The 20,430-nt window shown below is 72.1% G+C and carries 22 protein-coding genes; 11 read left to right on the top strand and 11 right to left on the bottom strand.

Annotated elements, in window-relative coordinates:
- Positions 1-14: 14 nt before the first annotated feature.
- The 3 genes from AC2EAQ_RS00505 to AC2EAQ_RS00495 all read left to right on the top strand — a co-directional run bounded on the left by AC2EAQ_RS00505 (position 15) and on the right by AC2EAQ_RS00495 (position 3,835).
- Positions 15-1,586 (top strand): hypothetical protein, encoded by a 1,572-nt coding sequence (locus AC2EAQ_RS00505; protein WP_484639710.1) that lies wholly within the window; start codon positions 15-17, stop codon positions 1,584-1,586.
- An 81-nt stretch (positions 1,587-1,667) separates the two neighbouring features.
- Positions 1,668-3,356, top strand: coding sequence for a Vgb family protein (locus tag AC2EAQ_RS00500; RefSeq protein WP_484639709.1), 1,689 nt, complete (start codon positions 1,668-1,670; stop codon positions 3,354-3,356).
- On the top strand, positions 3,353-3,835 hold the full coding sequence (locus AC2EAQ_RS00495) for a hypothetical protein (protein ID WP_484639708.1): 483 nt from the start codon (positions 3,353-3,355) through the stop codon (positions 3,833-3,835). Before AC2EAQ_RS00500 ends, AC2EAQ_RS00495 begins: the two co-directional genes overlap by 4 nt.
- On the opposite strand, the gene rng is transcribed toward AC2EAQ_RS00495, so the two are convergent.
- Genes rng through AC2EAQ_RS00450 form a run of 9 tightly spaced genes read right to left on the bottom strand, consistent with a single transcriptional unit; the run spans position 3,801 to position 11,282 of the window.
- On the bottom strand, positions 3,801-5,318 hold the full coding sequence (rng, locus tag AC2EAQ_RS00490) for a ribonuclease G (protein ID WP_484639707.1): 1,518 nt from the start codon (positions 5,316-5,318) through the stop codon (positions 3,801-3,803). The two genes, AC2EAQ_RS00495 and rng, sit on opposite strands and share 35 nt — an antisense overlap.
- Before the next feature lie 9 nt (positions 5,319-5,327).
- Positions 5,328-5,954: a Maf family protein gene (locus AC2EAQ_RS00485; RefSeq protein WP_484639706.1), complete on the bottom strand. Its 627-nt coding sequence runs from the start codon at positions 5,952-5,954 to the stop codon at positions 5,328-5,330.
- Positions 5,955-5,958: 4 nt separating this feature from the next.
- Positions 5,959-6,429 carry a 23S rRNA (pseudouridine(1915)-N(3))-methyltransferase RlmH gene (rlmH, locus tag AC2EAQ_RS00480; RefSeq protein ID WP_484639705.1) on the bottom strand — a complete coding sequence of 157 codons (471 nt, stop codon included), beginning with the start codon at positions 6,427-6,429 and terminating at the stop codon, positions 5,959-5,961.
- Positions 6,426-7,061 carry a ribosome silencing factor gene (gene rsfS, locus AC2EAQ_RS00475; RefSeq protein WP_484639704.1) on the bottom strand — a complete coding sequence of 212 codons (636 nt, stop codon included), beginning with the start codon at positions 7,059-7,061 and terminating at the stop codon, positions 6,426-6,428. Before rsfS ends, rlmH begins: the two co-directional genes overlap by 4 nt.
- Entirely contained in the window at positions 7,062-7,643 is a 582-nt protein-coding gene (nadD, locus tag AC2EAQ_RS00470; protein WP_484639703.1) for a nicotinate-nucleotide adenylyltransferase, read from the bottom strand.
- Entirely contained in the window at positions 7,640-8,587 is a 948-nt protein-coding gene (gene hemF, locus AC2EAQ_RS00465) for an oxygen-dependent coproporphyrinogen oxidase (RefSeq protein WP_484639702.1), read from the bottom strand. Before hemF ends, nadD begins: the two co-directional genes overlap by 4 nt.
- Positions 8,584-9,258 (bottom strand): 1-acyl-sn-glycerol-3-phosphate acyltransferase, encoded by a 675-nt coding sequence (locus AC2EAQ_RS00460; RefSeq protein WP_484639701.1) that lies wholly within the window; start codon positions 9,256-9,258, stop codon positions 8,584-8,586. Before AC2EAQ_RS00460 ends, hemF begins: the two co-directional genes overlap by 4 nt.
- A gap of 9 nt (positions 9,259-9,267) precedes the next feature.
- Positions 9,268-10,560, bottom strand: coding sequence for a phosphoribosylamine--glycine ligase (gene purD, locus AC2EAQ_RS00455; protein WP_484639700.1), 1,293 nt, complete (start codon positions 10,558-10,560; stop codon positions 9,268-9,270).
- Positions 10,557-11,282, bottom strand: a complete 726-nt coding sequence (locus AC2EAQ_RS00450) for a YebC/PmpR family DNA-binding transcriptional regulator (protein WP_484639699.1) — start codon at positions 11,280-11,282, stop codon at positions 10,557-10,559. Before AC2EAQ_RS00450 ends, purD begins: the two co-directional genes overlap by 4 nt.
- A gap of 112 nt (positions 11,283-11,394) precedes the next feature.
- Here AC2EAQ_RS00450 and AC2EAQ_RS00445 point away from each other — a divergent pair, with 112 nt between their 5' ends.
- From AC2EAQ_RS00445 to AC2EAQ_RS00415, 7 genes are all read left to right on the top strand, one after another.
- Positions 11,395-12,921, top strand: a complete 1,527-nt coding sequence (locus tag AC2EAQ_RS00445) for a helicase HerA-like C-terminal domain-containing protein (RefSeq protein WP_484639698.1) — start codon at positions 11,395-11,397, stop codon at positions 12,919-12,921.
- A 17-nt stretch (positions 12,922-12,938) separates the two neighbouring features.
- Complete coding sequence (locus AC2EAQ_RS00440; RefSeq protein WP_484639697.1) at positions 12,939-13,418, top strand: DUF1499 domain-containing protein; 480 nt, start codon at positions 12,939-12,941, stop codon at positions 13,416-13,418.
- Between the two features lie 88 nt (positions 13,419-13,506).
- On the top strand, positions 13,507-14,565 hold the full coding sequence (locus AC2EAQ_RS00435) for a sensor histidine kinase (RefSeq protein WP_484639696.1): 1,059 nt from the start codon (positions 13,507-13,509) through the stop codon (positions 14,563-14,565).
- The gene (locus AC2EAQ_RS00430; protein ID WP_484639695.1) at positions 14,562-15,365 is read left to right on the top strand and encodes a LytR/AlgR family response regulator transcription factor; all 804 of its coding nucleotides are present in this window, start codon (positions 14,562-14,564) and stop codon (positions 15,363-15,365) included. Before AC2EAQ_RS00435 ends, AC2EAQ_RS00430 begins: the two co-directional genes overlap by 4 nt.
- A 102-nt stretch (positions 15,366-15,467) precedes the next feature.
- On the top strand, positions 15,468-15,893 hold the full coding sequence (locus AC2EAQ_RS00425; protein WP_484639694.1) for a DUF2306 domain-containing protein: 426 nt from the start codon (positions 15,468-15,470) through the stop codon (positions 15,891-15,893).
- 39 nt (positions 15,894-15,932) lie between these two features.
- The gene (locus AC2EAQ_RS00420; RefSeq protein WP_484639693.1) at positions 15,933-17,717 is read left to right on the top strand and encodes a glutamine--tRNA ligase/YqeY domain fusion protein; all 1,785 of its coding nucleotides are present in this window, start codon (positions 15,933-15,935) and stop codon (positions 17,715-17,717) included.
- A gap of 64 nt (positions 17,718-17,781) precedes the next feature.
- Positions 17,782-18,192 (top strand): FKBP-type peptidyl-prolyl cis-trans isomerase, encoded by a 411-nt coding sequence (locus AC2EAQ_RS00415; RefSeq protein WP_484639692.1) that lies wholly within the window; start codon positions 17,782-17,784, stop codon positions 18,190-18,192.
- 24 nt (positions 18,193-18,216) lie between these two features.
- Here AC2EAQ_RS00415 and AC2EAQ_RS00410 read toward each other — a convergent pair whose 3' ends face one another.
- Complete coding sequence (locus AC2EAQ_RS00410) at positions 18,217-18,522, bottom strand: ComEA family DNA-binding protein (RefSeq protein ID WP_484639691.1); 306 nt, start codon at positions 18,520-18,522, stop codon at positions 18,217-18,219.
- A complete protein-coding gene (locus AC2EAQ_RS00405; RefSeq protein WP_484639690.1) occupies positions 18,519-19,445 on the bottom strand; it encodes a DUF808 domain-containing protein in 927 nt (308 codons plus the stop codon). The genes AC2EAQ_RS00410 and AC2EAQ_RS00405 overlap by 4 nt, the downstream gene beginning before the upstream one ends.
- Positions 19,446-19,673: 228 nt before the next feature.
- Here AC2EAQ_RS00405 and AC2EAQ_RS00400 point away from each other — a divergent pair, with 228 nt between their 5' ends.
- On the top strand, positions 19,674-20,360 hold the full coding sequence (locus AC2EAQ_RS00400; RefSeq protein WP_484639689.1) for a DUF2726 domain-containing protein: 687 nt from the start codon (positions 19,674-19,676) through the stop codon (positions 20,358-20,360).
- The last annotated feature ends 70 nt before the right edge of the window (positions 20,361-20,430 follow it).

The following is a 20,430-nucleotide window of genomic DNA, read 5'->3' as shown; positions in this document are numbered from 1 at the left end:
AAGCCCCGTTCAGGATGGACACCTTCGACCTGCCTCCCCTGCCGCCGCCGGGCCTGCCCCGGCATGCGACGCCGCCCCTGCTGGACAGCCGCAAGCCGCGCTGCCCGCCCTTCGTCGAGATCAGCCACGAGGACCAGCTGCTGCCGTACCTGGAGCATGTGGCGCGCCGGCCCTACAACCATGGCCTGAACGCCTGCTGGGACCTGAAGGAAGGCGAGCGCGTCCTGCTGCGGGTGGACAACTGGCACAGCGAGCTCGTCATCCGCGCCTGCCAGAAGATCCTCGAGCGCTACAAGGTCCGCTACGAGATCCTGCGCATCGACCGGGGACCCGTGAAGCCCTGGGTCGGCGCCGACGAGGTCGACTACTACCTGTTCCGCACCAAGGAACTGGCCGAGTGGATGGACATGTGGGAGGAGGAGGAGAAGAAGCAGAAGTACGACAAGATCCTGATGGGCTACGGCGGCCCGGTGCTGGCCGAGCGGCTGATCAAGATCCAGCGCATGCCGTTCATCACGCCCGAGATCCTGGCGTCGCCGGCGCATGCGATGCCCATCGAGGTGATCAACGCGATCGACCGCTGGACCTGGGACCGCATCCGCACCGCCCGGCGCGCCCGCATCGTCGACCCCGAAGGCACCGACATCGAGTTCACGAACCACGACGACTACTGGGACGAGCGGCGCGAGTTCTACCACCCCGACCTCACCGCGGCCACGTGGCGCGGCAACGAGCACTTCGGCAAGACCTACCTGCCGGGCCACGTGACCGGCCGGCCCTGGATGTTCCTGCCGTTCAAGGAGGACGGCTGCGGCGTCATCGCGGGCACCACCAACCACATCGCCCCATGCGACTGGACGCAGCTGGTGGTGGAGAACTCCAAGATCACGAAGATCAACGCCGGCGGCGAGTTCGGCAACAAGCTGCGCGCGCTGATGCAGCAGACCGAGCACCTGCAGTACCCCACCTTCCCCGGCAAGGGCCTGATGTACTGGTGGGAGGCCTCGATCGGCACCAACCCGCACATCCACCGGCCGCGCAAGGACTTCCCGTCGGGCTTCGTGAACTGCCTGTACGAGCGCGTGCGCTCGGGTGTGATCCACATGGGCTTCGGCACCATCATCTCGTCGATGGCCGAGCGCGAGGCCGCCCGCATGGGCCACCCGGTGGGCCACTGGCACCTGCACCTGTACTTCCCGACCTACAGCGTCGAGCGCTCGGGCGACAACGAGAACATCATCGAGAACGGCCGGCTGCTCGCGCTGGACGACCCCGCGATCCGCAAGCTGTGCGCGAAGTACGGCAACGCGGACCTCTGGCTCGACGAGAGCTGGAACCCCGCCGTGCCCGGCATCAACATGGCCGGCAACTACTGGGACCACTACGCGCGCGATCCGCTGCATTGGGTGAAGACCGAACTCGAGGTCTGCCGCAACTACCACCCGATGTTCATGCACATGGTCGGCGCCGACGACAAGTACTGCCGCGGCGAGGGCGCGAGGTGGTGGAAGGGCGGCTGCTGCGCGCACAGCGGCGTGCAGGCCCCGGTGCTGCCCGGCAACTGCTGCTCGCCGTCCGGCGACTGACACCCACAGGCGCAGCCCATCGGCGCTGCGAACACGACCCACAGGGCGCTGGACGCGCCGCAGGAGGAGGACAACATGATCATGAACCGACGTGCCTACCTGATGGCCCTGGGAGCCGGTGCCCTGTCGGCCGCCTGCGGCGGCTCCGACGACGAAGCCTGGCTGGTCCAGCGGCTGACCGGCGGCTCGCCGTTCCAGGGCATCAACGGCATGGCCTTCGACGCCACCGGGCGCCTGTATGCCGGCACCGTGCTCGGCCAGGGCCTGTTCGAGGTGAACCGCACCACGGGCGCCGCCACCCGGCTCTTCGGGCCCGCCACGGCCGCCGGTCAGCCTTCGGGCATGGCCGACGACATCGCCGTGGCCCCCAATGGCGACATCTTCTGGACCTCCCTGCTGCTGGGTCAGCTGCAGGTGCGCCGCGCCAACGGCACGGCCAGCACGCTCAATGCCACGCTGCCCGGGATCAACTCCCTGGCCTTCCACCCCGATGGGCGGCTGTTCGTCAGCCAGTGCTTCCTGGCCGATGCACTGTGGCAGGTGGACCCGGCGACGGGCGCCGCGACGCGCATCGCGCAGAACCTGGACTCCGCGCCGCCGGGCATCGGCACCGCCGGTCTCAACGGCTTCCAGTTCGGGCCGAACGGGTTGCTGTACGGGCCGCTGTGGAACCGGGGCGAAGTGGTCTCGATCGACGTGTCCACGACGCCGGTGACGGTGACGACGCTGGCCTCGGGACTGGGCACGCCCGGCGCGGTGAACCTGGACTCGCGCGGCAACATCTGGGTGGTGGACGTGGCGCGCGGCCAGCTGGTGCGCATCGACGCGGTCACCCGGCAGGTCAGCGTGGCGGCCCAGCAGCCGCAGCTGAAGAAGGGGCTGGACAACCTGGCGATCGACGCCCAGGACCGCATCCACATCTCCAACCCCTCCGACAACAGCATCCAGATCTACGAGAACTACACGGTCGCCACCGGCCTGGGCGGCACGGTGCGCACCCTCACCGCGTCGACCCTGTCCACCGCGGCCGGGCTCGCCCTGGGCACCGGCAGCGGCGGCGACACGCTCTACCTCGCCGATTTCTTCGCACTGCGCCGCATCGACCCGCGCACCGGCGCCGTCACGGACATCGCGCGCCCCGTGGCCGACCTGCTGCCCTATCCGTCCAGCGTCACGGCCAGCACCACGCACATCGTGATGTCGAGCTGGTTCGCCGGCACGGTGCAGGTGATGGACCGCAGCACGGGGGCGACGGTGTTCCTGCAGAACGGCTTCACGGCGCCGCACGACGCGGTGCGGCAGAACGACGGCACCCTGGTGGTGGCCGAACTCGCGCTCGGTCAGCTGACCCGGGTCCCCGCCGGCGGCGGCGCTCGCACGGCGCTGGCCACCGGGCTCGTGACGCCGGTGGGCCTGGCCTACGACGGCACGTCCTACTTCGTCACCGAGTGGGCCGCCGGCGCCGTCTCGCGGGTCAACGCCACCACGGGCGCGACGCAGCGCATCGCCACCGGCCTGACGGGGCCCGAAGGCATCGCACTGGCCCGCGACGGGTCCCTGGTGGTCGCGGACGTGGGCCGGCAGCGCATCGTCTCGATCAACGTCGCCACCGGTGCGGTCACCGAGATCGCGGGTGGCCTGCCGATCGGGGCCCAGTCGCCCGCTGGCCCGCCCTGCTACCTGCAGACCGGCGTGGCCGTCGGCAGCGACGGCACGATCTACTTCTCGTCGGACCTCGAAAGCGCGATCTATCGCATCGTGCGCGTATGAGCCGGGGCCGGCGCGCCGCTGTCGCGTCGGCGCTGCTGGCCGCGGCCGCCTGGGCCGACGCGCAGAGCCTGGACGTCGTGCTGTGGCTCGACCGCTGCAGTGCGCCGGTGGCTTCGCCGTCCCGGGCCGTTGCGCTGTGGATCGAAGGCCTCGGTCAGGTGTGGACCTGGTCCTTCCTGGCCATGGGCCTGCTGTGTCTCGGGCTGCCCTCGCGCAACAAATGGAGGCACCCCGCCGGGAACGGCCGCCCTTGGCGATCGGCGCTGGCGGAACTGGCCGTCATGGGGCTGACCATGCCGCTGTGGTGCGTGCTGGCGGCGCGGCTGGCGGGCCTGGGCCCAGACCTGCCACAGCCCTTCGTCTTCACCCTGGGCATGGCCTTCGGCGGCATGCTCGCGCCGCTGGCATGGCGCCGGTGGCGGGCCGCGGCGGGGCAACGGGCGGCTACAGCAGCACGATGTCGTACTGCTCCGGCGTGAACGACGGCTCCACCGACAGCGAGATCGGCTTGCCGATGAATTCCGACAGGCCGGCCAGGTGCTGGCTCTCCTCGTCGAGCAGCATCTCCACCACCGCGGCGCTGGCCACGACGCGGAACTCCTTCGGGTCGAACTGGCGCGCCTCGCGCAGCACCTCGCGCAGGATGTCGTAGCACACGCTGCGCGCGGTCTTGAGGATCCCGCGACCGTCGCAGGTGGGGCACGGCTCGCACAGCAGGTGCGCCAGGCTCTCGCGCGTGCGCTTGCGCGTCATCTCCACCAGGCCGAGCTGGGTGAAGCCGCTCACCGTGGTGCGCACGCGGTCGCGCGCGAGCTGCTTGCGGAACTCCGCCAGCACCGCCTGCTGGTGGTCCTCGCGCGTCATGTCGATGAAGTCGGCGATGACGATGCCGCCCAGGTTGCGCAGCCGCAGCTGGCGCGCGATCGCGCCGGCCGCCTCGAGGTTGGTCTTGAAGATCGTGTCGTCGAAGTTGCGCGCGCCGACGAAGCCGCCGGTGTTCACGTCCACCGTGGTCAGCGCCTCGGTCTGGTCGACGATCAGGTAGCCGCCGCTCTTGAGGTCCACCCGCCGCGACAGCGCCTTGCGGATCTCCTCGTCGATGTTGAACAGGTCGAAGATCGGCCGCTCGCCGGTGTAGTGCGCGAGCTTGCGCACCGAGCCGGGCGTGTACACGTCGCCGAAGGCCTTGAGGTGCTCGTACTGCAGGCGCGAGTCGATGCGGATGGTGCCGGTCTCGTCGCTGGCCAGGTCGCGCAGCACGCGTTCGGCCAGGGTCAGGTCCTGGTGCAGCAGCGTGCCCGCGGGCGACGCCAGCGCGCGCTCGCGGATGCCGGTCCAGGTCTTGCGCAGGTACGCGATGTCGTCGGCCAGCTCGGCGTCGGTCGCGTCCTCGGCATTGGTGCGCAGGATGAAGCCGCCGCCGGTGTAGGGCGCTGCGCCCTCCTCCTTGCCCACCAGCAGGTTCAGGCGCTGGCGCAGCTGCTCGCGCAGCTCGGGCGATCCGATCTTCTGGCTGATGCCCAGGTGGTTGTCCTGCGGCAGGTGCACCAGCAGCCGCCCGGCGATGCTCACCTGGGTGGACAGCCGCGCGCCCTTGGTGCCGATCGGGTCCTTGACCACCTGCACGGTGAGCGTCTGGCCCTCGAACACCTGGCGCTCGATCGGCACCTGCGCCGCCGCCTCGCCGCTGGCACCGTTGCCGTTGCCACCGCGGCCGGTACCGCCGGTGGCCGCGTTGTGCAGGTCGGCCACGTGCAGGAACGCGGCGCGTTCCAGGCCGATGTCGATGAAGGCGCTCTGCATGCCCGGCAGCACGCGCGCCACCTTGCCCAGGTAGACGTTGCCCACCAGCCCGCGTTCCAGCGCGCGCTCGAGGTGCAGCTCCTGCACCGCACCGTTCTCGATCACCGCCACACGGGTCTCGTGCGGGGTCCAGTTGACGAGGATGTCCTGCGTGGCCATGGGTGCAGTCTATGCGGGCGCGCCGTCCAGCGTATGGGCCACGCCGGCGCGCCGCAGCAGCGCCGCCGTCTCGGCCAGGGGCAGGCCCATGATGCCGCTGTGGCTGCCGTCGATGCGATCGATCCAGCCCGCCAGCGCGCTCTGGATCGCGTAGGCGCCGGCCTTGCCGAACGGCTCTCCGCCGGCGATGTAGGCGTCGATCACCGGCGCCGGCAGCACGGCGAAGCGCACGCGCGACAGGCTGAGCGCCTCGATGCGGCGCGTGCCGGTCCACAGCGCCACCGCCGACAGCACGCGATGGCTGCGGCCGGACAGGGCCTGCAGCATGTCGCGCGCCTCGGCGGCGTCGGCCGGCTTGCCCAGGATGCGCCGCCCCAGGGCCACCGTGGTGTCGGCGCACAGCACGGGCGCCGCGGGCAGGCGGCGCCGCGCGAGGCGCTCGCGCGCCGCACCGAGCTTGGCGCGGGTGACGCGCACCACATAGGCGGCCGGCAGCTCGCCCGGTCGCACGGCCTCCAGCGCCTCGGCGTCCTCGTCGGGGCCGGGCAGCAGCAGCTCGTGGCGCGCGCCGATCTGGTCGAGCAGCTGGCGCCGGCGCGGGCTCTGCGACGCGAGGTAGACGAAGGCGTGGGTCATCCGCCTATTCGCGGTGATAGGGGTGGCCGGCCGTGACCGACCACGCGCGGTACAGCGCCTCGGCCAGCAACACGCGCGCGAACGCGTGCGGCAGCGTCAGGTCCGACAGGCGCAGGGTCTCGTCGGCGCTGGCCTTCAGGCGCGGGTCGAGCCCGTCCGGGCCGCCGATCAGCAGGGCCACGTCGCGGCCGTCGCCGAGCCAGAAGCGCAGGCGCTCGGCCAGCTGGGCCGTGGTGCGCCGCTCGCCGCGCTCGTCGAGCACCACGCGGCGCGCGCCCCTGGGGCAGGCCTGCTCGATGCGATCGGCCTCAGCGGCCATCAGCGCGTCAACCGGTTTGCCGCTGGTGCGCGGCTCGGCCTTGACGGCCTTCAGCTCGAGCCGGCACTCGGGCGGGAATCGCTTGGCGAAGTCGTCGAAGGCCGCGTCGGCCCAGGCCGGCTGGCGCTGGCCGACGGCGACCAGCGCGAGCTTCATGTGCCGGCTTTGCGGCGCGGTGCGGCCTTGGCGGGCGCGCCGGCGGCCTGGCGCGAGGGCTTCGCGGCGGCCTGGCGCGGTGCGCTCTTCGGCGCGGCGGTGCCGCTGCCGGCCTTGCGCGCGGCGGGCGCCTTGCGGGCGGCCGGGCCGGAGGCCGAGGCCCCCTTGGCCGGTGCCGCCTTGCCGGCCGCCGCCTTCCCGCCAGCGGTCTTCTTCGCCGCCGTCTTCTTCGCCGCGGCCTTGGCCTGCGCCGGCGTCTCCGCCTTGGGCAGCCCGCGCGCTGCGGTGTCGCCCATCTTCAGCTTGACCGCCTTGTCGCCCCAGATCTCTTCCAGGTTGTAGTACTGGCGGATGGCCGGCTGCATGATGTGCGCGACGGCCGCACCGCAGTCGACGATGATCCATTCGCCGTTGTCCTCGCCCTCGGTGCGCATCACCTCCATGCCGCGCCGCTTGACCGAGTCGCGCACGCTGGACGCGAGCGCCTTGGTCTGGCGGTTGCTCGTGCCCGACGCGACGATGACGCGCTCGAACAGGGGCGACAGGTGTTCGGTGTTGAACACGCGGATGTCCTGCGCCTTGACGTCTTCGAGACCGTCGACGATGGCGCGTTGCAGCTTGCGGATGTCCATTCAGTCCCTGTAGAGCCGGTGCTGGTCAATATAGCGTGCCACCGCGGGCGGCACCATCGAGTCCACCGGCAGGCCCTGCGCGACGCGCGCGCGGATGTCGGTGGCGGACACGTCGAGCATCGGCAGCGGCACCACGCGGTGCGGCTGGCGCAGCACCTCGGGGTCCGGCGCCGGCATCGGTCCGGGGCGGTTGGCCACCGCCAGCGTCGTGCGGGCCAGCACCTCGCGCCAGTCGCGCCAGGTGTGCAGGCCGGCGTACTGGTCGGCGCCGATGATCAGGAACCACTGCGCGCCGGGCTCGGCCGCCGCGCAGGCGCGCACGGTGTCGACGGTGTAGGTGGGGCCATCGCGCTCGATCTCGCAGCGGTCGAGCACGAAGCGCGGCTCGCCCTCGATGGCCAGGCGCACCATGGCCTCGCGGTGCGCGGGGGCGCTGATGCGCCGCGTCTTCTGCCAGGGCGCTCCGGCGGGGATCCAGCGCACCTCGTCCAGCCGCAGTTCGTCGCGCGCGGCCCGGGCCAGGGCCAGGTGCGCCGCGTGCGGCGGGTCGAAGGTGCCGCCGAACAGGCCGACGCGTCTCAAGCGCCCTTCCCGTCCACCCCGCCGGCCCAGTCGCGCGGTCGCAGGAACTCGTCGTACAGCACCGCCTCGGGCGTGCCGGGCTCGGGGCGCCAGTCGTAGCGCCAGGTCACCACCGGCGGCAGCGACATCAGGATGCTCTCGGTGCGGCCGCCCGACTGCAGGCCGAACAGCGTGCCGCGGTCCCACACGAGGTTGAATTCCACGTAGCGGCCGCGCCGGTAGGCCTGGAAGTCGCGCTCGCGCTCGCCGTAGGGCGCGGCGCGGCGCGCGCGCGCGATCGGCAGCCAGGCGTCGAGGAAGGCGTCGCCCACGGCGCGCTGCATCGCGAAGCTGCGCTCGAAGCCCAGCTCGGAGAAGTCGTCGAAGAAGACGCCGCCGACGCCGCGAGGTTCGTTGCGGTGCTTGAGGAAGAAGTACTCGTCGCACCACTGCTTGAAGCGCGGGTACTTGTCGTCGCCGAAGGGCGCCAGCGCGTCGCGGCAGGTGCGGTGGAAGTGCACCGCGTCGGCATGCACGCCGTAGTAGGGGGTGAGGTCCATGCCGCCGCCGAACCAGGTGACCGGCTCCTGCCCGTCATGGCCGGCGGCCAGCATGCGCACGTTCATGTGCACCGTGGGCACGTGCGGGTTGCGCGGGTGGAACACCAGCGACACGCCCATGGCCTCGAACGGCGCGCCGGCGAGTTCCGGCCGGTGCTGCGTGGCCGACGGCGGCAGTGCAGGGCCGCGCACGTGGGAGAAGCCCACGCCGCCGCGCTCGAGCAGCGCGCCGCCTTCGACGAGCCGCGTGACGCCCTCGCCCTGCAGCCGCTCGCCCGGCGGCTTGACCCATTCGTCGCGGATGAAGCGGCCAGACGGGTCCTCCGTCTCGAGCGCGTCGACGATGCGCTGCTGCAGGCCGAGCAGCCAGCTGCGGACCTGGGTGACGGCGTCTTCTCGCTTCATGGCCGGGGCTCCTTGGCACTGGCAGTGTTCGCGTCGTTGGGGGGCAGCCGCACCGGCGCGGCCAGCTCGGGCCGGCAGCCGCGGCGATGGGCCAGTCGGGCCGCGATCGCGGCCATGTCGGCCTGCGGGTCGCCGCTCAGCCGGATGTAGCTGTCCACGCCGACGCGGCGCTCGGCGTAGTCGAAGAAGGCCAGGCCCAGCGGCACGCCGGCCTGCAGCGCCACGCGGTGGAAGCCGCTGCGCCAGTGATCGGTGTAGCTGCGCGTGCCCTCGGGCGCGAGGGCCAGCCACAGGAACTCGTCGGCCTCGCGCGCGCGCCGGAAGCGCTCGACCATGTCGCCGACCACGCCGCGCGGGTCGCGCCGGTCCACCGGCACGCCACCCACCCAGCGCATCCAGCGGCCGAACACCGGCACCTTGAACAGCGAGTCCTTGCCCCAGAAGTGCAGCGGAATGCCGAGCGCCCACTTGGTGAGCAGGCCGACGACGAAATCCCAGTTGGAGGTGTGCGGATAGGCGATCAGCACGCCCTGCTTGCCGGGCAGGCCGTCGAACACGATGCGCCAGCCGAAGGCCGCCAGGATGGCGCGGGCCACCGCGCTGCCCTGCAGTTGCACCGGCCGTTCGGTGATCTCGAAACCCGGGGGCAGCGCGGCCGGCGTGGGGGTCATCGGTGCCGATCAGCGCGGCTTGAGCGCACGGTGGCCGATGTCGCGGCGGAACTGCATGCCGTCGAAGCGGATGCCTTCCAGCGCGGCATAGGCCCGCTGCTGGGCGCCGCGCAGCGGCTCGCCCAGCGCCGTGACCGTGAGCACGCGGCCGCCGCTGGTGACCAGCGTGCCGTCGTCGCGTCGCACGGTGGCGGCATGGAACACCTGCATGTCCTCGGTGCCCGCGGGCAGGCCGGTGATCGCGTCGCCCTTCCTCGGGCTGGCCGGGTAGCCGCCGGCGGCCATGACCACGCCCAGCGCGCTGCGCCGGTCCCACTGCAGCTCCAGGTCGCGCACGCCGGCACCCTGGGTGTCGGTGGCGGCCAGCAGCAGGTCGAGCAGGTCGCTCTTCAGGCGCATCAGCAGCACCTGCGCCTCGGGGTCGCCCAGGCGCGCGTTGAACTCCACGACGCGCGGGTTGCCGGCGGCGTCGATCATCAGGCCGGCGTAGAGGAAGCCGCCGAACGGATGGCCCTCGGCCGCCATGCCGGCGATGGTGGGGTTGACGACCTCGCGCATCACGCGCGCATGCACCGCCGGCGTGACCACCGGCGCGGGCGAGTAGGCGCCCATGCCGCCGGTGTTGGGCCCGGTGTCGCCGTCGCCGATGCGCTTGTGGTCCTGGCTGGTGGCCAGCGCCAGCGCCTGTCGGCCGTCGGTCACGACGATGAAGCTGGCCTCCTCGCCGTCCATGAACTCCTCGATCACCACGCGCGCGCGCCCGGCCTCGTGGGCCACGCCGGCATCGGCGGACAGCATGAAGTCGATCGCCGCGTGCGCCTCGGCGGCGGTGGCGGCGACGACCACGCCCTTGCCGGCGGCCAGGCCGTCGGCCTTGACGACGATCGGCGCGCCCTGCGCGTCGACGTAGGCATGCGCCTGGGCTGCGTCCTCAAAGGTGGCGTAGCGCGCGGTGGGAATGCCGTGGCGCTGCATGAAGGCCTTGGCGAAGTCCTTCGAGCTTTCGAGCCGGGCGGCGGCCCGGGTGGGGCCGAAGATGCGCAGCCCGCGGCTGCGGAACAGGTCCACCACGCCCGCGGCCAGCGGCGCCTCGGGGCCGACGACGGTGAGCGCCACGCGCTCGCGGGCCGCGAAGTCGGCCAGCGCGGCCAGGTCGGTGATCGGCACGTTGACCAGCGCCGGGTCGAGCGCGGTGCCGCCGTTGCCCGGCGCCACATACACGCGCTGCACCTTGGGCGACTGCGCCAGCTTCCAGGCGAGCGCGTGCTCGCGCGCGCCGCTGCCGATCACCAGCACCATCATGATGCGATCTCGGCGTTGTGGAAGACCTCCTGGACGTCGTCGAGATCTTCGAGCACGTCGAGCAGCTTCTGCATGCGCTGGGCGTCGTCGCCGGCCAGCGGCACCGGGGTCTCGGCGCGCATCGTCACCTCGGCCAGCTCGGGCTTCAGGCCGGCGGCCTCGAGCGCGTTCTTCACGGCCTCGAAGTCGGCCGGCGCGGTCAGCACCTCGATCGAGCCGTCGTCGCCGGTGACCACGTCCTCGGCGCCGGCGTCGAGCGCGGCTTCCATCACCTTGTCCTCGCTCGTGCCGGGCGCGAACAGCAGCTGGCCGCAGTGCTTGAACTGGAACGCCACCGAGCCCTCGGTGCCGAGGTTGCCGCCGTACTTGCTGAAGGCGTGGCGCACCTCGGCCACAGTGCGCACGCGGTTGTCGGTCATGGTGTCGACGATGATGGCCGCGCCGCCGATGCCGTAGCCCTCGTAGCGGATCTCCTCGTACTGCACGCCCTCGAGGTTGCCGGTGGCCTTGTCGATGTTGCGCTTGATCGTGTCGGCGGGCATGTTGGCCGCCTTGGCCTTGTCGATGGCCAGGCGCAGGCGCGGGTTGGCCGACGCATCGCCCCCGCCCTGGCGCGCGGCGACCATGATCTCGCGGATGACGCGGGTCCAGACCTTGCCGCGCTTCTCGTCCTGGCGGCCCTTGCGGTGCTGGATGTTCGCCCACTTGGAATGACCGGCCATCGGGAAATCGCTTCTGCGTCAGTTGGGGAGGGCGGAATTCTACGGGGGGCCGCGCCCGCCGCCGCTTCGGAATTAGACTCGCCGCCATCCGCAGCCCCGGGGGAGCCGTCCGATGCCCGATCCGATCCTCGTCGCCAAGCACGGCGACATCGCCTGCCACCTGCTGCCGTCCCTGGCCAACCGGCACGGCCTGATCACCGGCGCCACCGGCACCGGCAAGACGATCACGCTGCAGAAGATCGCCGAGAGCTTCTCCACCCTGGGCATCCCGGTGTTCATGGCCGACGTCAAGGGCGACCTGACCGGCATCAGCCAGACCGGCGCGCTGCCCGAGAAGGTGGCCAAGATCCTGAAGGACCGCGGCCTCGACGCGCCCGTGCCCACCCGCTGCCCGACCACCCTGTGGGACGTGTACGGCGAACAGGGCCACCCGGTGCGCGCCACCGTGTCGGACATGGGCCCGCTGCTGCTGGCCCGCATGCTCGACCTCAACGAGACCCAGGCCGGCGTGCTCAACCTGGTGTTCAAGATCGCCGACGACAACGGCCTGGCGCTGCTGGACCTGAAGGACCTGCGCGCGATGCTGCAGTACGTGGGGGAGAACGCCAAGCAGTTCACCACCGCCTACGGCAACGTCAGCGCGGCGTCGGTGGGCGCCATCCAGCGCGGGCTGCTGCAGATCGAGGAACAGGGCGGCGACCGCTTCTTCGGCGAGCCGATGCTCGACATCAACGACTTCATGCAGACCGAGAAGGGCCAGGGCGTCGTCAACATCCTCGCCGCGGACAAGCTGATGAACGCGCCGCGGCTGTACGCCACCTTCCTGCTGTGGATGCTGTCGGAGCTGTTCGAGACGCTGCCCGAGGTGGGCGACCTCGACAAGCCGAAGATGGCCTTCTTCTTCGACGAGGCGCACCTGCTGTTCACCGACGCGCCGAAGGTGCTGCTCGAGCGCATCGAGCTGGTGGTGCGGCTGGTGCGGTCCAAGGGCGTGGGCGTCTATTTCGTGACGCAGAACCCGCTGGACATCCCGGACACCGTGCTCGGCCAGCTCGGCAACCGGGTGCAGCACGCGCTGCGCGCCTTCACCCCGCGCGACCAGAAGGCCGTGCAGTCGGCCGCTTCCACCATGCGCGCCAACCCCAAGCTCGACATCCAGACCGCCATCACCGAACTCGGCGTCGGCGAGGCCCTGGTCAGCTTCCTGGACGAGAAGGGGCGGCCATCGGTGACCGAGCGCGTCTACGTGCTGCCGCCGGGCAGCCGCATCGGCCCGATCGACGCGGCCGAGCGCAAGGCGCTGGTGGCGTCGTCGCTGGTGGCCGGCGTGTACGAGAAGACGGTGGACACCGAGTCGGCGTACGAGAAGCTCAAGGCGCGCTCCGCGGCGGCAGCCGACGCCGCGGCCGCCGCCACCGCAGGGGGTGCGGGCGCCGGCGGGGCGGCCGCCTCCGGCGGCGGCATGATGGACGGCCTGAAGGACATCCTGTTCGGCAGCACCGGCCCGCGCGGCGGCAAGCGCGACGGCCTGGCCGAGATGGCCGCCAAGAGCGCCGTGCGCACGGTGGGCTCGGCGGTGGGCCGCGAGATCGTCCGCGGCGTGCTCGGCTCGCTGCTCGGCGGCAGCCGTCGCCGTTGAACGCGAGGCGCACCGCGATGCATGCCGTGATCTGGCTCGCCCTGCTGGTCGTGGTGGTGCTGGTGGCCGCCCGGCTTGGGGCGTTCTCCGGCCGGCCGCCGGCCGAGATCGGGGTGCGCGACGGGCGCCTGAAGCCGCCATCGCGCACGCCCAACAGCGTCACCAGTCAGGCCGACCTGTGGCCCGACGCGCCCCTGCGCGACTACGCCCGCATCGCCCCGCTGCCGATGGCCGGCGACGCCCGCGCCAGCATCGCCCGCATCGCCGCCGTGGTGGAGGACCTGCCCGGCGCCGAAGTGGTGGAGCGGCGCGACGACTACCTCTACGCCCGCTTCACCACCGCAATGATGCGTTTCGTCGACGACGTGGAGTTCTGGGTCGACCCGTCGGCCGGCGTGGTGCAGGTGCGCTCGGCCTCGCGCGTGGGGCGCAAGGACTTCGGCGTCAACCGCGCGCGCATCGAGCAGATCCGCCAGCGCCTGGCCGCCGCCGGCTGACGGCGCACCGGCGTCGTTTCGCGCCGGCCCGCGCCGCTTCGTCGCCCGGCGCTCGACCCGCGCACCGCAAGGCCCCATGCTGCGCCCCATGCTCGACGCCCTGCCCCGCCCGCTGGCCTTCGTGCTGAAGCACCTGCTGATCGGCGTGCCGCTGGCGGCGGCGATCGCGCTGTTCTTCGCGCTGGCGTTCGACGAACGGTTCGTCATCAACCTGGTCTACTCGCTGTGCATCGGGCTGATCTGCCAATTCGTGATCGACGGCGGGCGGCGCCTTGCGGCGCGCCTGATGGGTCGCGAGGGCTGGCCGGGCTGGCCAGTCACCATGGTCGTGATCGTGGTGGGCGTGGCGATCGGCATCCAGGGCGGCTATGCACTGGCCGGCTGGATGCTCGGCTCACCGATCCCGGCGCCGGGTCTCGAACGGTGGCGCACGCTGGTGATCATCGTCTCGGTGAGCCTGGTCGCCTCGGTCGGCTTCACGCTCGTGTCCTGGGGACGGGCGCGGCTGGCCGCCAGCGAGGCCCGGACCGAGCGGGCGCAGCGCGCCGCCGCCGAGAACCAGCTCAGGCTGCTGCAGTCGCAGCTCGAGCCGCACATGCTGTTCAACACGCTGGCCAACCTGCGCGTGCTGATCGCGCTCGACCCGCCGCAGGCGCAGGCCATGCTCGACCGGCTGATCGCCTTCCTGCGCGCCACGCTCAGCGCGAGCCGGGCGCAGACCCATCCGCTGCACGCCGAGTTCGACCGCGTGGGCGACTACCTCGCGCTGATGGCCGTGCGCATGGGGCCGCGCCTGGCCGTGTCGTTCGTCCTGCCGGCCGCGCTGCGCGACGAGCCGGTGCCGCCGCTGCTGCTGCAGCCGCTGGTGGAAAACAGCATCCAGCACGGGCTGGAGCCGCAGGTCGAGGGGGGCCGCATCGCGGTGTCCGCCGCGCTTGACGGCGACTCGATCGTGCTCACCGTGCAGGACAGCGGCGTGGGCCTGACCGGGGCCCGCTCGCCGGCCGGCACCGGCTTCGGCACGCACCAGGTGCGCGAACGGCTGGCGGCGCTCTACGGCAGCGCCGCGTCGTTCACGCTCGGCCCGGCGCCGGGCGGCGGCACGCTGGCCCGCATCACCCTTCCCCGCACCACGTCACCGACATGAACCGCCCCACCGCGCTGATCGCCGAAGACGAACCCCTGCTCGCCGCCGCGCTGCGCCAGGAGCTGGCCGCGCTGTGGCCCGAACTGGACGTGGTGGCCACCGTGGGCGACGGCCTGACGGCGCAGGCGCAGGCGCTGGCCCGAGCGCCCGACGTGTGCTTCCTGGACATCCGCATGCCCGGCGCCGACGGCCTGGAGGCCGCGCGCGCCCTGGCCGAGGACTGGCCGGGCGGCGATGCCGGCCGGCCCTTCCCGCTGCTGGTGTTCGTGACGGCGTACGACCAGTACGCGCTGCAGGCCTTCGACGCCCAGGCCGTCGACTACGTCGTCAAGCCGGTGCAGCGCGAGCGGCTGGCGGCCTGCGTGGCGCGGCTGCGCGAGCGCCTGGCCGCACGCGGGCCGCAGGCCGACGCGCTGCAGCGCTCGGTGGAGCAGCTGCGCAGCCTGCTCGGCGTGGCGGCCGTACCGGCCGCGCCGCGCCTGGACGTGATCCAGGCCCAGGTCGGTGCCATCGTGCACCTGGTGCCGGTGGACGAGGTGATCTACTTCGAGGCGGCCGACAAGTACGTGCGCGTGATCACCGCCGATCGCGAGCACCTGATCCGGCTGTCGTTGAAGGAGCTGCTGCCCCAGCTCGATCCGCAGCGCTTCTGGCAGGTGCACCGCGGCACCATCGTGCAGGCGCGCTGCATCGCACAGGCGCGGCGCGAGGAGTCCGGCAAGGTGACGCTGATGCTGCGCGGCCGCCCCGAGACGCTGACGGCCAGCCGGCTGTACGCGCACCTGTTCAAGGGCCTTTAGGCCGCCCCCGGCCGCGGCGTGACGGCGCCGCTTCGTCGCGGCCTTCGTCGATTCGTCCCGCCGCGCTGGTCCCGGCGCGCAGGGCTGCCGACACTGCCCCGCATGCAAGCCTTCGCCCAACTCCTGTCGCAGCGGCCGCTGATCTTCTTCCACCTCGTCTGCGCCGCGGCCGCCGTCGCGATCGGCGCCATCGTGCTCGCACGGCGCAAGGGCACCCCGTCGCACCGCGCGCTCGGCTGGACCTGGGTGCTGCTGATGGCCGGCGCCACGGTCAGCAGCGCCTTCATCCGCGATTACCGCATGCCCAACCTCGCCGGCTTCACGCCGATCCACTTCTTCACCGTGCTGGTGGCGGTGCAGCTGCCGCGGGCGGTGCTGGCGATCCGCAACGGCCAGGTCGAGGCCCACCGCCAGGCGATGCGCGGGCTCTACATCGGCGGCTGCGTCGTCGCCGGACTGTTCACGCTGCTGCCCGGCCGCTTCCTCGGGCGCCAGTTCTGGGGCGCCGTGAGCACGCTGGTGGGCTGAGCGAGGGGCGCCGCGAAACCGGTCGATAGAATCGATCGCATGTCCTCCGACAAGCCTGCCGACGCGGCCAAGCCCACCAACTTCCTGCGCCAGATCATCGAGCGCGACCTCGCGGCCGGCACCTACGATGGCCGCCGCTTCGCCGGCACGCCCGGCGACGCCGTCCACCATGCCGCCGGTGCACCGGACCCGGCGCGCGTCCGCACCCGGTTCCCGCCCGAGCCCAACGGCTACCTGCACATCGGCCATGCCAAGAGCATCTGCCTGAACTTCGGTCTGGCAGCCGACTACGGCGGCGTGTGCCACCTGCGCTTCGACGACACCAACCCCGAGAAGGAGGAGCAGGAGTACGTCGACGCCATCATCGAGGCCGTGCACTGGCTCGGCTTCGACTGGAACGCAGGCGGCACCAGCCACCTGTTCTACGCCAGCAGCTACTTCGACTTCATGGCGCGCGCCGCCGAGGCGCTGATCCGCGACGGCCTGGCCTACGTGGACGAACAGTCGCCCGAGGAGATGCGCGCACGCCGCGGCGACTTCGGCACGCCCGGCACCGACAGCCCGTTCCGCGGCCGCAGCGTCGACGAGAACCTCGCGCGCTGGGCCGACATGAAGAGCGGCCGCCTGCCCGACGGCGCCGCGGTGCTGCGGGCGAAGATCGACATGGCCTCGCCCAACATCAACCTGCGCGACCCGGCCCTCTACCGCATCAAGCATGCGACGCACCACGCCACCGGCGACGCCTGGTGCGTGTACCCGATGTACACGTTCGCGCACCCGATCGAGGACGCGCTCGAACGCATCACGCACAGCATCTGCACGCTCGAGTTCGAGGACCAGCGCCCCTTCTACGACTGGCTGCTCGAGCACCTGGCGCGCCTGGGGCTGCTGGCCGCGCCGCTGCCGAAGCAGTACGAGTTCGGCCGCCTCAACGTCAATGGCGTGATGACCAGCAAGCGCAAGCTCAAGGCGCTGGTCGACGAGGGCCACGTGCAGGGATGGGACGACCCGCGCATGCCCACCATCTTCGGCCTGCGCCGGCGCGGCTACACGCCGGCCAGCCTGCGCCTGATGGCCGAGCGCACCGGCGCCAGCAAGACCAACATCTGGGTCGACATGTCGGTGCTCGACGGCGCGCTGCGCGAGGACCTGGAGGGCCAGGCGCCGCGGGCGATGGCGGTGATCGATCCGGTGGAGCTGCGCCTGACCAACTGGGCCGACGTGTTCGGCAGCGACGCGCACCGCGAACCCTGCGAGGCACCGGCCCATCCGCAGCGGCCCGACCTGGGCCAGCGCCGCTTCTCGCTCGGGCCGCGCGTCTGGGTCGAGCGCGACGACTTCGCCGAAGTGCCGCCCAAGGGCTTCTTCCGCCTCTTCCCCGGCAACAAGGTGCGCCTGAAGTACGGCATGGTGGTCGAGTGCACCGGCTGCGAGAAGGACGCTTCGGGCCGCGTGACGGCGGTGCTGGCCGCCGTGGTGCCCGACACCAAGAGCGGCACGCCCGGCGCCGACGCGGTCAAGGTCAAGGGCACGATCACCTGGGTCGGCGCGCACGACGCGGTGGGCGCGGAGCTGCGCCTGTTCGAGCGCCTGTTCACCGAGGACCAGCCCGACGCCGACGGTCGCGACTTCCGCAGCGTGCTCAACCCGGCCAGCCGCCGCGTCGTGCAGGGCTATGTCGAGCCGGCGGCCGGAGCCTGCGGGCGCGAGACGCGGCTTCAGTTCGAGCGCCACGGCTACTTCGTCGCCGACCGCACCGACCACGCAGCCGGACGCCCGGTGTTCAACCGCATCACCGGCCTGAAGGACGGCTGGGGCCGCTGAAGCCCCTGGTTGCCGGCCGCAGTGCCATGATCCGCACTTCCGAACCGACTCTCCCGCACGACCGATGAAACCAATCCTCGCCCTGACCCTGCTGTGCGCGACCCTGACGCCCGCCTTCGCCCAGGCCAAGAAGGCCGAGGCCCCGACACCGTCGGGGCTGGTCTACCAGTCCCTGAAGGACGGCAGGGGGGCCAGCCCCGCCGCCACCGATGTCGTGCGCGTGCACTACCGCGGCACGTTTCCCAACGGCAAGGAGTTCGACAGCTCGTACGGCCGCGGCCAGCCGGCGGAGTTCCCGCTCGACGGGGTCATCAAGTGCTGGACCGAGGGCGTGCAGAAGATGAAGGTGGGCGGCAAGGCCAAGCTCACCTGCCCGCCGGGCATTGCCTACGGCGAACGCGGCACGCCGGGTGGGCCGATCCCGCCGAATGCGACGCTGCACTTCGAGGTGGAGCTTCTGGGCATCAAGAAGTAGCGGTCCCCCTTAGCGGCTTCGCCGCTACGGCGCTTCGTAGGCCTTGCCGTCGATGCGCAGGCCCTGGGCGGAGAGCTGGCGCGCCTTGGACTCGCGGATGCCCTTGACGCGGGCGATCAGGTCGGGCCAGTCGGCGAAGGGGCGCACCGCGCGTTCGGCGAGGATGGCTTCGGCCAATGGCGGGCCGATGCCACGCAGCTGCTCGAGCTGGGCGCGGTTGACGCGGGCGAGGTCGAGGTCGGCGGCCCGGGCCGGGCCGGCCATCAGCGCCATCAGGGCCGTCAGGACCAGCGTGGCGAGGGCGGCCGCAGCGGCCTGCCGCAGGGTCACGCAGGCTGCGCCGGACGCAGGCGGCGCCAGAGCCATTGCACCGCGGTCACCCCGGCCAGCACCACGGCACCGGCGACGATGCCGGCCACCGCATTGCCGAGCATCTCGGCCAGCGGCGCCATCGCGCCCCCCACGCGCTGCAGCAGCGCCTCGAGCGCGTGGTGCAGCGCCGGCGCACCGTGCACCAGGATGCCGCCGCCGACGAGGAACATCGCCGCGGTGCCGGCCACCGACAGGCCCTTCATGAGCCACGGCGCGGCGCGCAGGATGCCACGGCCCACGGCCGCCGACGCGCCGCCGCGGCGCGTGAGCAGCAGGCCGAAGTCGTCGAGCTTGACGATCGCCGCCACCAGCCCGTAGACGCCCACGGTCATCAGCAGCGCGATGCCCACCAGCACCGCGACCTGCGTGCCCAGCGGCCGCCCGGCCACGGTGCCCAGGGCGATGACGATGATCTCGGCCGACAGGATGAAGTCGGTGCGGATCGCGCCCTTGATCTTGTCGCGCTCCAGCGCGGCGAGGTCGGCCGAGGGATCGGCCAGGGCGCGGGTGAGATCGGCGTGGTGCGCGTCGTCGTCGGCCTTGTCGTGCAGCAGCTTGTGCGCGAGCTTCTCGACGCCCTCGAAGCAGAGGAACAGGCCGCCCAGGATCAGCAGCGGCGTGATCAGCCACGGCGCCAGCGCGCTGATGGCCAGCGCCGCCGGCACCAGGATCGCCTTGTTGACCGCCGAGCCCTTGGCCACCGACCACACCACGGGCAGTTCGCGCTCGGCGCGCACGCCGGCGACCTGCTGGGCATTGAGCGCGAGGTCGTCGCCCAGCACGCCGGCGGTCTTCTTGGTGGCCACCTTGGTCAGCACCGCCACGTCGTCGAGCACGGTGGCGATGTCGTCGATGAGGGCAAGCAGGCTGCTGGCGGCCATGGCGCTGGGGGGTCGGGCAGGGGGTCGCAGCTTAGCCGAGGGCCGATGCGACGCGTCGCGGCAGGCCGCGAAACACCTGCTTACCGAATTGGCGCGTCGCGATGCGAAGGAATGAACATTTCACGCCGACAACTCGGGAAGGCGCCTTGCCGGCGCATCGAGCGGGCCCTAGCCTTGTCGATAACCCGGCGACCGCCTCCGTCCCATCGACCCTTCGTTGTCCAGCCCATGGAACTGCTCACGCCCACCACCCTCGCCGCCCTGATCGCCAGCCTGGGACTGCTGCTGGCGGCCATGCTGATCCGCCGCCGCCAGGCGGCGCCCCCGCCCCAGCGCGACGATTCGCTCGACACCGTGGCGGCCTGGCCGCCGCAGGCCGTGCGCGTGATGACGCTGGGCGAACGCCAGGCCTTCGAGGTGCTGCGCCGCGCCCTGCCGGGGCACGTGATCCTGTCGCAGGTGCCGCTGTCGCGCTTCATCAGCGTGCCCACGCGCAACCCGTACCAGCAATGGCTGCAGCGAGCCGGCCGGCTCGCGGTGGACGTGCTGGTGTGCGATTCGAGTTCGCGCGCCATCGCCGCCATCGAGGTCCGCACGGCCGAGGAATCGCAGCGCTCCGCGCGCCGCCACCAGCGGCTGATGGAGGTGCTGCGCGCCGCCGGCATCGAGGTGTACGAGTGGAACGAGGACGACCTGCCCAGCGTGGCCGAGGCGCGCGAGCTGTTCGTGCCGAAGTCGGCGTCGAAGGAGGAGCAGGCCCGCATCGACGCCGGCGGGCGACGCCTGCTGCCGGTGGCCGAGATCCAGGAACTGCTGGCCGACGGCGACAGCACCGACTACGGCAAGCTCGAACCGGTGCCCTCGGGCTTCTACGACGACCAGGTGGACCTGCGGGGGGCGCGACGGGCGGCGTAGCGACGCCCCCCCCCCCCCGTTGCGGCTTCGCCGCTCCCCCCCAGGGGGGGCGACGCCGGCGGACCGGCAT

Source organism: Aquabacterium sp. T101 (genome assembly GCF_057219775.1).
The sequence above is the reverse complement of the archived record's forward strand: the minus strand, read 5'-3'. Positions and strand labels throughout refer to the sequence as shown.

Coding starts and splice junctions, on each gene's coding strand:
- AC2EAQ_RS00460 (WP_484639701.1), bottom strand. CDS start 9,258: ATGACCCCCACGCCGGCCGCGCTGCCCCCGGGTTTCGAGATCACCGAA.
- purD (WP_484639700.1), bottom strand. CDS start 10,560: ATGATGGTGCTGGTGATCGGCAGCGGCGCGCGCGAGCACGCGCTCGCC.
- AC2EAQ_RS00505 (WP_484639710.1), top strand. CDS start 15: ATGGACACCTTCGACCTGCCTCCCCTGCCGCCGCCGGGCCTGCCCCGG.
- rlmH (WP_484639705.1), bottom strand. CDS start 6,429: ATGAAGCTCGCGCTGGTCGCCGTCGGCCAGCGCCAGCCGGCCTGGGCC.
- AC2EAQ_RS00495 (WP_484639708.1), top strand. CDS start 3,353: ATGAGCCGGGGCCGGCGCGCCGCTGTCGCGTCGGCGCTGCTGGCCGCG.
- AC2EAQ_RS00485 (WP_484639706.1), bottom strand. CDS start 5,954: ATGACCCACGCCTTCGTCTACCTCGCGTCGCAGAGCCCGCGCCGGCGC.
- AC2EAQ_RS00405 (WP_484639690.1), bottom strand. CDS start 19,445: ATGGCCGCCAGCAGCCTGCTTGCCCTCATCGACGACATCGCCACCGTG.
- AC2EAQ_RS00425 (WP_484639694.1), top strand. CDS start 15,468: ATGCAAGCCTTCGCCCAACTCCTGTCGCAGCGGCCGCTGATCTTCTTC.
- AC2EAQ_RS00500 (WP_484639709.1), top strand. CDS start 1,668: ATGAACCGACGTGCCTACCTGATGGCCCTGGGAGCCGGTGCCCTGTCG.
- AC2EAQ_RS00440 (WP_484639697.1), top strand. CDS start 12,939: ATGCATGCCGTGATCTGGCTCGCCCTGCTGGTCGTGGTGGTGCTGGTG.
- rng (WP_484639707.1), bottom strand. CDS start 5,318: ATGGCCACGCAGGACATCCTCGTCAACTGGACCCCGCACGAGACCCGT.
- AC2EAQ_RS00400 (WP_484639689.1), top strand. CDS start 19,674: ATGGAACTGCTCACGCCCACCACCCTCGCCGCCCTGATCGCCAGCCTG.
- rsfS (WP_484639704.1), bottom strand. CDS start 7,061: ATGGACATCCGCAAGCTGCAACGCGCCATCGTCGACGGTCTCGAAGAC.
- AC2EAQ_RS00435 (WP_484639696.1), top strand. CDS start 13,507: ATGCTCGACGCCCTGCCCCGCCCGCTGGCCTTCGTGCTGAAGCACCTG.
- AC2EAQ_RS00420 (WP_484639693.1), top strand. CDS start 15,933: ATGTCCTCCGACAAGCCTGCCGACGCGGCCAAGCCCACCAACTTCCTG.
- AC2EAQ_RS00415 (WP_484639692.1), top strand. CDS start 17,782: ATGAAACCAATCCTCGCCCTGACCCTGCTGTGCGCGACCCTGACGCCC.
- AC2EAQ_RS00445 (WP_484639698.1), top strand. CDS start 11,395: ATGCCCGATCCGATCCTCGTCGCCAAGCACGGCGACATCGCCTGCCAC.
- AC2EAQ_RS00450 (WP_484639699.1), bottom strand. CDS start 11,282: ATGGCCGGTCATTCCAAGTGGGCGAACATCCAGCACCGCAAGGGCCGC.
- hemF (WP_484639702.1), bottom strand. CDS start 8,587: ATGAAGCGAGAAGACGCCGTCACCCAGGTCCGCAGCTGGCTGCTCGGC.
- AC2EAQ_RS00430 (WP_484639695.1), top strand. CDS start 14,562: ATGAACCGCCCCACCGCGCTGATCGCCGAAGACGAACCCCTGCTCGCC.